The 8,334-nt window shown below is 64.3% G+C and carries 8 protein-coding genes; 3 read left to right on the plus strand and 5 right to left on the minus strand.

What is annotated here, in order from left to right; all coding sequences use genetic code 11:
• Positions 1-12 precede the first annotated feature (12 nt).
• The 5 genes from ACREBX_RS02545 to miaA all read right to left on the minus strand — a co-directional run bounded on the left by ACREBX_RS02545 (position 13) and on the right by miaA (position 5,532).
• Positions 13-630, minus strand: coding sequence for a DUF6151 family protein (locus ACREBX_RS02545; protein WP_431560186.1), 618 nt, complete (start codon positions 628-630; stop codon positions 13-15).
• A gap of 247 nt (positions 631-877) precedes the next feature.
• The gene (ilvC, locus tag ACREBX_RS02550; RefSeq protein ID WP_431560187.1) at positions 878-1,918 is read right to left on the minus strand and encodes a ketol-acid reductoisomerase; all 1,041 of its coding nucleotides are present in this window, start codon (positions 1,916-1,918) and stop codon (positions 878-880) included.
• 120 nt (positions 1,919-2,038) lie between these two features.
• Positions 2,039-2,557 carry an acetolactate synthase small subunit gene (gene ilvN / locus ACREBX_RS02555; protein ID WP_167922884.1) on the minus strand — a complete coding sequence of 173 codons (519 nt, stop codon included), beginning with the start codon at positions 2,555-2,557 and terminating at the stop codon, positions 2,039-2,041.
• Positions 2,558-2,729: 172 nt separating this feature from the next.
• Positions 2,730-4,484 (minus strand): biosynthetic-type acetolactate synthase large subunit, encoded by a 1,755-nt coding sequence (ilvB, locus tag ACREBX_RS02560; RefSeq protein WP_431560188.1) that lies wholly within the window; start codon positions 4,482-4,484, stop codon positions 2,730-2,732.
• A 73-nt stretch (positions 4,485-4,557) separates the two neighbouring features.
• Positions 4,558-5,532, minus strand: a complete 975-nt coding sequence (miaA, locus tag ACREBX_RS02565; protein ID WP_431560189.1) for a tRNA (adenosine(37)-N6)-dimethylallyltransferase MiaA — start codon at positions 5,530-5,532, stop codon at positions 4,558-4,560.
• Here miaA and serB point away from each other — a divergent pair.
• The 3 genes from serB (at position 5,531) to ACREBX_RS02580 (ending at position 8,133) form a co-directional block, all read left to right on the plus strand.
• Positions 5,531-6,415, plus strand: coding sequence for a phosphoserine phosphatase SerB (gene serB, locus ACREBX_RS02570; protein WP_431560190.1), 885 nt, complete (start codon positions 5,531-5,533; stop codon positions 6,413-6,415). The two genes, miaA and serB, sit on opposite strands and share 2 nt — an antisense overlap.
• Positions 6,416-6,590: 175 nt before the next feature.
• Entirely contained in the window at positions 6,591-7,547 is a 957-nt protein-coding gene (locus tag ACREBX_RS02575; RefSeq protein ID WP_431560191.1) for a hypothetical protein, read from the plus strand.
• Between the two features lie 235 nt (positions 7,548-7,782).
• Positions 7,783-8,133, plus strand: a complete 351-nt coding sequence (locus tag ACREBX_RS02580; RefSeq protein WP_431560192.1) for a DUF2200 domain-containing protein — start codon at positions 7,783-7,785, stop codon at positions 8,131-8,133.
• The last annotated feature ends 201 nt before the right edge of the window (positions 8,134-8,334 follow it).

An 8,334-nucleotide genomic window follows, 5' to 3' on the forward strand; every position in this document is an offset into this window, starting at 1 on the left:
TTGGTGCTTGGGTCAGCGGCCCGCGCCGGTTCCGTGACGCTTCAGCGCATGCCGTTCTTCGTCGGTCAGCCGGTGCGGGGTGGCTATCGGTTCGAGCGTCTTTGCGTCGAAGAGCGCCGATCGCCGGCGGTCGCCCGACAGGAGATCCTTGATCATACGCGGGAAAAAGCGCCACATCAGCGCGGCCATGCTCATCTGGCGCAAATGGCTGGTATCCCCGACGCCGTCCTGCGTGAACAGATGCCCGCGCGGTGGTCCGACGAGCCGGTCGCGTGTCGCGGGATCGCAGGCGCTCAGTTGCGTCGTGACGTAGGGAATCTTGCCGTTCTTATAGCTGTTGAACAGCGGCAGGCCGCAGCATTTGGCGTACCAGCGCAACGTCGGCTTGTCGGTCAAGTGAACGCAAGCAAGCTGGTCGCGGCCGGTGTCGATCCGCATGCGCGCACATCGCGTCTGATAGAGCGCGCTGCCGCCATGCGCGTCGAGTATGCGTGCATGGCCGAGATGATGGGCGAGATCCTGACAGTCGGTGCAATGGCAGACGACATGATCGCCCTGATCGGGACCGACGCCGAGCATCGTTCCGGTGACGGTCCCGCAATCGCAGGCAAAGGAGAGGTCTGATGTCATTGTCCTGCCCTAACTCCTTGCCAGCGAATGCGGAAGCCTGTCCGAGCAGGTCCGCGCGCGATCCTCCCTGTGGCGAAGCCATGGGGAGGTGGCAGCGCCCTTCGACTGCCTTGCAGGCGCTCAGGACAAACTGCGCCGAAGGCGCAGCGCTGACGGAGGGGCTATTGTGCGACGTTGTCGCCCCTCCACCACGCCCTTTGGGCGCGGCCCCCCCCCCCATGGCCTGCGGCCACGGGGAGGATTTTCGTCAGTTCTTCGACTTGTCGACGAGCTGGTTCTTGGCGATCCACGGCATCATCGCGCGAAGTTCGGCGCCGGTCTTTTCGAGCTGGTGCGCGGCGGCGGCCTTGCGGCTGGCCTTGAGCTCGGGCTGGCCGGCCTGGTTGTCGAGCACGAAATCCTTCACGAAGCGGCCCGACTGGATGTCGGCAAGCACGCGCTTCATTTCGGCCTTGGTTTCGGCGGTGATGATGCGCGGGCCGGTTTTGATGTCGCCATATTCGGCGGTGTTCGAGATCGAATAGCGCATGTTCGCGATGCCGCCTTCATAGAGCAGGTCGACGATCAGCTTGGTTTCGTGGAGGCACTCGAAATAGGCCATTTCGGGGGCGTAGCCCGCCTCGACCAGCGTTTCGAACCCGGCCTGGATCAGGTGGGTGATGCCGCCGCAGAGCACCGCCTGTTCGCCGAAGAGGTCGGTTTCGCACTCTTCCTTGAAGGTCGTTTCGATAATGCCGCTGCGGCCACCACCCACTGCGGACGCGTAGGAGAGGGCGAGCGCCTTGGCGAAGCCGTTACCCGACGAACCCGCGCCTTGCGCTTCCTGTGCGACCGCGATCAGGCAGGGGACGCCGCCGCCCTTTTGATATTCGCTGCGCACCGTGTGGCCGGGGCCCTTCGGCGCGACCATGAAGACGTCGATGTCGGGGCGCGCATCGATCAGGCCGAAATGGATATTGAGGCCGTGGGCGAAGGCGAGCGCGGCGCCGGGCTTCATGTTCGGGCCGATGTCGTCGGCGTAGATTTTCGCCTGATGCTCGTCGGGGGCGGCGATCATGATGACGTCGGCCCACTCGGCGGCTTCCTTGTTCGAAAGCACCTTGAAGCCCGCGGCTTCGGCCTTTTTCGCGGTGGCCGAGCCGGGTCGGAGCGCGATCGCGACATCCTTGACGCCGCTGTCGCGCATGTTCTGCGCATGGGCGTGCCCCTGGCTGCCATAGCCGACGACGGCGACCTTCTTGCCCTTGATCAGATCCTGGTCGGCGTCGCGATCGTAATAAACCTGCATGTTCTTCTTCCCTATTGTCATTCGTCATGCCGGGCTCGATCCGGCATCCCCTTTTCCTTCGAGAAGGCGGACCCCGGATCAAGTCCGGGGTGACGATGGTTGAAACCTATATGCGTAAATTCAGAGCGCCTCCGACCCGCGGGCGATGGCGACGACGCCGGTGCGGCCGACCTCGACCAGCCCGCATTCGCGCATCAAGGCGATGAAGCGGTCGACCTTGTCGCTGTTCCCGGTGATTTCGAAGATGAAGCTGGTGAGTGTCGTGTCGACGACCTTGGCGCGGAAGACGTCGGCCATGCGCAGCGCCTCGATCCGCTTGTCGCCGGTGCCCGCGACCTTCACGAGCGCGATTTCGCGTTCGACATGCGCCTCGCCCGCATCGTTGAGGTCGATGACCTTGTGCACGGGGACCAGCCGGTCGAGCTGCGCGATGATCTGGTCGATGATCGGCGGCGGGCCCGAGGTGACGATGGTGATGCGCGACAAGGCGTGATCGGCGGTAATATCGGCCACCGTCAGGCTTTCGATATTATAGCCGCGCGCGGTGAACAGCCCGGTGATCTTGGCGAGCACCCCGGCTTCGTTATCGACGGTGATGGCGAGCACATGGCGCTCGCCGGCTTCGGTTTTGATTTTCATTGGTATCCTCCCCTCTCCCCTTGCGGGAGAGGGATGTGGAGACTTGGCAGCTTGCTGCCCAGGCGGAACTGGGAGAGGGGGCTTTCCCCCTCTCTAAGACTTGCTAGGCGGCGAGCCGCCAAGCCAAGTCTTTTCTCCCCCGCGAGGGGGGAGAAGATTGAGAGCCGATCCATCACACCAGTGCCTTGGCTTCGTCGTCCATCGTGCCGGTGACGTCGCTCGGCTGGAGGAGCATTTCGGTGTGGGCGGCGCCCGAGGGGATCATCGGGAAGCAGTTGGCGAGCTGCGCGACGCGGCAGTCGACGATCACCGGACCCGGGGTATCGATCATCGTCTGGATACCGTCCTCGAGTTCACCGAGCGTGTCGATGCGCAGGCCCGTCCAGCCATAGGCGTCGGCGAGCTTCACGAAATCGGGCAGGCTGTCCGAATAGCTGTTCGAATAGCGGCTTTCATAGGTCAGTTCCTGCCACTGGCGGACCATCCCCATCCATTCATTGTTGAGGATGAAGATTTTCACCGGCAGGCGGTACTGGCTGACCGTGCCCATTTCCTGGATGTTCATCTGCAGGCTGGCTTCGCCCGCGATGCAGATGACGAGGCGGCCCGGATGCGCGATCTGCGCGCCGACCGAGGCGGGAAAGCCATAGCCCATCGTGCCGAGGCCGCCGCTGGTGAGCCAGCGGTTGGGCGCCGCGAAGCCGAAGTGCTGCGCCGCCCACATCTGGTGCTGGCCGACCTCGGTCGTGATGATCGGGTCCATGCCGCGGGTCGCGTCGAACAGCGCCTTCACCGCGCGCTGCGGCATGATTTCGGCCGACGCTTCCTTCTTTTCGGGGAAGTCGAGGCAGCGCGTCGCGCGCCAGCCGTCGACGCGGCGCCACCATTCGCCAAGATCGCGGCCGTTGTGGCCTGCGTCCTGCCAGCCCGCGATGATCGCGTCGAGCGCGCGGCCGGCGTCGCCGACGACCGCGAGGTCAACGGGGATGATCTTGTTGATCGAGCTGCGGTCGATGTCGATGTGGATTTTCTTGGAATCGGGCGAGAAGGCGTCGAGCCGGCCGGTCACGCGGTCGTCGAAGCGCGCGCCGACCGCGATGATCAGGTCGGCGCGGTTCATCGCCATATTGGCTTCATAGGTGCCGTGCATGCCGAGCATGCCGAGCCATTTCTCGTCGTCCGACGGGAAGGCGCCGAGACCCATCAGCGTCGAGGTGACCGGCGCGCCGGTGAGCGCCACGAGCTGGCGCAAAGCCGCGCTGGCATCCGGGCCGGCGTTGATCACGCCGCCGCCGGTGTAGAAGATCGGGCGCTCGGCCGCGGCGATCATCGCGACGGCGGCGGCGATCGCGTCGGCGTCGGGTTCGACCTGCGGACGATAGCTTTTGTGCGCGATCTTTTCGGGGATCTCGTAGCGTCCCGTTGCGACCTGCACATTCTTCGGGATGTCGATCACGACCGGGCCGGGGCGGCCGTGCGTCGCGATGTGGAACGCCTCGTGCATGATCGGGCCGAGGCGATCGGGGTCCATCACCAGATAATTATGCTTGGTGCAGTGGCGCGTGATGCCGACGGTGTCGCATTCCTGGAACGCGTCGGTGCCGATCAGCGCGGTCGACACCTGACCCGTCAGAACGACCATCGGGATCGAATCGAGCAAAGCGTCGGTGATGCCGGTGACGGCGTTGGTCGCGCCGGGCCCCGAGGTGACGAGCACCACGCCGGGCTTGCCGGTCGAGCGCGCATAGCCCTCTGCCGCGTGCGTTGCCGCCTGTTCGTGGCGGACGAGGATGTGCTTGATCGTCGGGTGTTTGTAGAGCGCGTCATAGATGGGAAGGACCGCGCCGCCCGGATAGCCGAACACTGTATCGACCCCGAGGTCGACCAGCGCCTGAACCACCATGTCGGCACCACTCATTTCCGTCACGACGAACTCCTTCCGATACAAAAAGGGCAGCGCTTGTGCGCTGCAACAGGGTGCGGGCAATAGGTGTATGATTCTATCCTGTCAACAGCTTATCACGCAATATTATTGCTAATTCCTTGATAGAATCGATGTTTAGTAACTCGGTGTGGCGCGGCCAGTCGGCGGGCGGCTGGTTGCGGAACCACGTATATTGGCGCTTTGCATATTGGCGGGTCGCGGCTTGCGTCAGCTCGAGCGCCTCGGCGCGTGTGATTTCGCCGCCGAGGTGGCCTGCAATCTGGGGGACGCCGATCGCGCGCATCGCGGGCAGGTCGGGGTCGAGACCGCGCGCAAGCAGGGTTTCGGCTTCTTCGATCGCGCCATGGTCGAACATCTGGACGAGGCGCGCGTCGCAGCGCTCGCGCAGCCACTCGCGCGGGGGCAGGAGGATCAGCGGGGCGAGGGCGATCCGGTCGGCGATGCCGCCCTCGATCGCCTGCTGCCAATCGGTGAGGGTGCGGCCGGTCGAGCGCACGACTTCGAGCGCGCGCGCGACGCGGGTGGTGTCGGCGGGGTTCAGGCGCGCGGCGGCGTCGGGATCGGCCGCGGCGAGCGCGGCGTGGGCGTCGGCCACGGCGAGCGCGCGGACCGCCTCGCGAATGTCGGGGTCGATCTCGGGCACCGGGGCGATGCCATTGAGCAGGGTGCGCATATGAAGGCCGGTGCCGCCGACGAGGATGGGCACTTTGTCTTCAGCATGCGCGGCGGCGATGGCCTCGCGCGCCTCGTCCGCCCAGCGCACGGCGTTATGCGCTTCGGCGGCGTCGATATGGCCGAAGAGGCAGTGGGGCACGCCGTCCATCTCTGCGTCGCTCGGCCGCGCCGAGAGGATGCGGAGGTCGGCATAGACCTGGCTCGCGTCGGCGTTGACGACGAGCGCGTCACGGCCTGTCTCGTAAAGAGATTTTGCGAGCGCGACCGCCAAAGCGCTCTTGCCGCTGGCGGTGGGTCCGGCGATAAGTGCCACGGGCAGCCGCGCACTGGCGGTCGAGAAAGAAGGAGATGCCATGTTCGTCGCGACGCTGATAGCAGCAGGAAAGCTGACCGACGAGGTGGTTCGCGAGGGGATCGACCGGCTCGCCGCGACGGGGCACGATGTCGGCGCCCCGCACTGGATCGACGAGCATGACGCGGCCGACATTGTATTTCACGGCAGTCTGGTGAGCGCGCGCAAGGAACTGGCGGTGATGGACCATGGCGCGCTCGACATTGTCGTCCAGCCGCTGGGCGACCGGACCAAGAAGCTGATCATCGCCGACATGGATTCGACGATGATCACCGTCGAATGCATCGACGAACTCGCTGATTATGCCGGGCTGAAGCCGCAGATTGCGGCGATCACCGAGCGCGCGATGAAGGGCGAACTCGATTTCCGCGCCGCACTGGAGGAACGCGTCGGATTGCTCGCGGGCATGCCCGAATCGACGCTGGTCGATTGCCGGATGGAGCGCGTGCGGCTGACGCGCGGCGCGCGGACGCTGGTGCAGACGATGAAGGCGCATGGCGCGTTTTCGATCCTGATTTCGGGGGGCTTTACGGCCTTTGCCGGCCCGGTGGGCGAGGCGATCGGGTTCGACAAGGTCGTCGCGAACGAGCTGGAGATTGCGGGCGGCAAGCTGACCGGCAAGGTGCGCGAGCCGATCGTCGACAGCAGGGCGAAATTGGAGACGCTGAAGGCCGAGGCGGCGAAGCATGGCCTGCCGCTCGCCGAGACGCTGGCGGTGGGTGACGGCGCGAACGACATTCCGATGATCACGAGCGCAGGACTGGGGATCGGCTATTATCCGCATCCCGCAGCGGGCGAGGCGGCTGCGGCGGTGATCCGGCATCATGATTTGACCGCGCTGCTCTGGGCGCAGGGGTATCCGCGGCGGTCGTGGGTGCTGGGGTAGGGCGATAGCGACGGATAGCGACCGGAAAGCTGTCTGTCGATCGTCGTCACGTCGGGCTTGATCCAGCTGCAATGCGGTCGTCGATATTTTTCCGTCGAAATAGTCCATAAAAAGCCGTCTTGTCCTTGCAGGTAAAATCAGCCTATTCGCACTGTCGTTATTCAGGGGGGATCAATTGCGCGGGCTTCATTTTCTTGCCGCGGCGAGCGCGCTGGCGCTGACCGCTTGCGGCGGCGGCGGTGGTTCGAGTTCTGGTGGCGGTACGCCGCCCGTGACCGTTACGCCTACTCCGACGCCCACACCCACACCTACTCCGACCCCTCCGCCGAGCTATGCCGTCACTGACTATGCCAGCAGCTTTTCGCTCAGCTCGTCGCTTGGCTATGTCGCGACCTATGTCGGCGACGTGGTATCACCAGATTTCGTCTCGGGCGCGCTGCTTCCTTCGACGAGCAGCAGCGTCCTGAACTATAATCATATTTCGTCCGTCGTGGACTTTTCCTTCGGCGGCGCGCGGGTGTTTTTTGCCGGACCCGATCGTCTGGTCACGACACCGTATCTATATTATCGGCGGGGGGACGAGGAGATCGGTCTCGGCCTGCGGCACGACGCTTCTGCCCGATATGTCACCGTCGCGAGCTGGCGGACGAAGATGCCGATTACGGTTTCGGGGAAGTCGGCGGCGCCGGGCACCCGAGTCCGCACCGCCATGTTCGGCACGCCATCGTCGTCGAGCGATCCGCTGAACAATCATTTCAGCTTTAACGGTAACGTTGAGATGGAGGGTGGCATCCCCGGGGAACCGCGACGGTTCCAATCCACCAGCAGTACACAAAGCGTACCCTGGTCCTATACCGTGTCGAGCCGCAGCATATTCGGTACGATCCCTTACGATATCTTCCGCGATGGCGTGCGGGTCGGAAACGGATTGTTATGGGCAGACGGAGTTTTCGACCCCGCGACCAACAGCTTGAGCGGCACGCTGACCGACCGGAACTCGGATTACAGAGGTACGTTCCGCGCACAATTATACGGGCCCGACCGCGCCGAGATGGGGATTATCTTCACCTTTTCACGGGCCAGTGACGGTTCGACCTTTTTCGGTAACTATATCGGCAAGCGGTACAATTAGACCGCGTCCGGCGCCGGCTAGCGTCGGCTCGCGCGCGCTGGACGACGGTTTTCCCATGATGGCGCACTGGATGCCGATCCGCCACCCGGCTTCTGATGAATGGTTGTGCGGCGATCGTCGAGATGAACGATCAGGTGGGTGTATCAGGCGGCGCTGAAAGTCTCGTTCGAGCGCAACGTTCGCGGCGAGTCGCGCATTTCTCGGATCGAGCAGGTGGATTTGTAGGAGCGAGCGCATGGAGAAGCACCGCATCTATTCGATCAGCGTCGCGAGCGTTTATCCGCATTATATCGCCAAGGCGGAAAAGAAGGGGCGGACGAAGGCCGAGGTCGACGAGATTATTCGCTGGTTGACCGGGTATAGCCAGAAAGCGCTCGAGGGCGAGCTGGCGAAGGGCACGAATTTCGAGGATTTCTTTGCGGCCGCGCCCGCGCTGAACCCGGCGCGGACGCTGATCACGGGCGTCATCTGCGGCATCAGGGTCGAGAATATCGAAGACCCGCTGATGCGCGAACTGCGCTATCTCGACAAGCTGATCGACGAGCTTGCTCGGGGGAAGGCGATGGCGAAGATATTGCGTGGGTGAGGGGGGCTAGCGACCGGTAGCGGACACTCTTCCCCCTCCCGCTTGCGGGAGGGGTCGGGGGTGGGCGACGACGGCGCGGCCATGCCCACCCCGCTGCGGCTAGCCAGCAAGCTGGCAAGCCTCGCTGCCCCTCCCGCAGGCGGGAGGGGAGGCTATGGCCGCTCACCACTCCAAAAACGACATTCAATCCTCGATCGGCGC

The organism is Sphingopyxis sp., from assembly GCF_050725655.1.
Classification (GTDB): Bacteria; Pseudomonadota; Alphaproteobacteria; order Sphingomonadales; family Sphingomonadaceae; genus Sphingopyxis.

Excerpts from the sequence above, each read along its gene's own strand:
- serB (WP_431560190.1), top strand. The coding sequence starts at position 5,531 with ATGTTCGTCGCGACGCTGATAGCAGCAGGAAAGCTGACCGACGAGGTG.
- ilvN (WP_167922884.1), bottom strand. The coding sequence starts at position 2,557 with ATGAAAATCAAAACCGAAGCCGGCGAGCGCCATGTGCTCGCCATCACC.
- miaA (WP_431560189.1), bottom strand. The coding sequence starts at position 5,532 with ATGGCATCTCCTTCTTTCTCGACCGCCAGTGCGCGGCTGCCCGTGGCA.
- ACREBX_RS02580 (WP_431560192.1), top strand. The coding sequence starts at position 7,783 with ATGGAGAAGCACCGCATCTATTCGATCAGCGTCGCGAGCGTTTATCCG.
- ACREBX_RS02545 (WP_431560186.1), bottom strand. The coding sequence starts at position 630 with ATGACATCAGACCTCTCCTTTGCCTGCGATTGCGGGACCGTCACCGGA.
- ilvC (WP_431560187.1), bottom strand. The coding sequence starts at position 1,918 with ATGCAGGTTTATTACGATCGCGACGCCGACCAGGATCTGATCAAGGGC.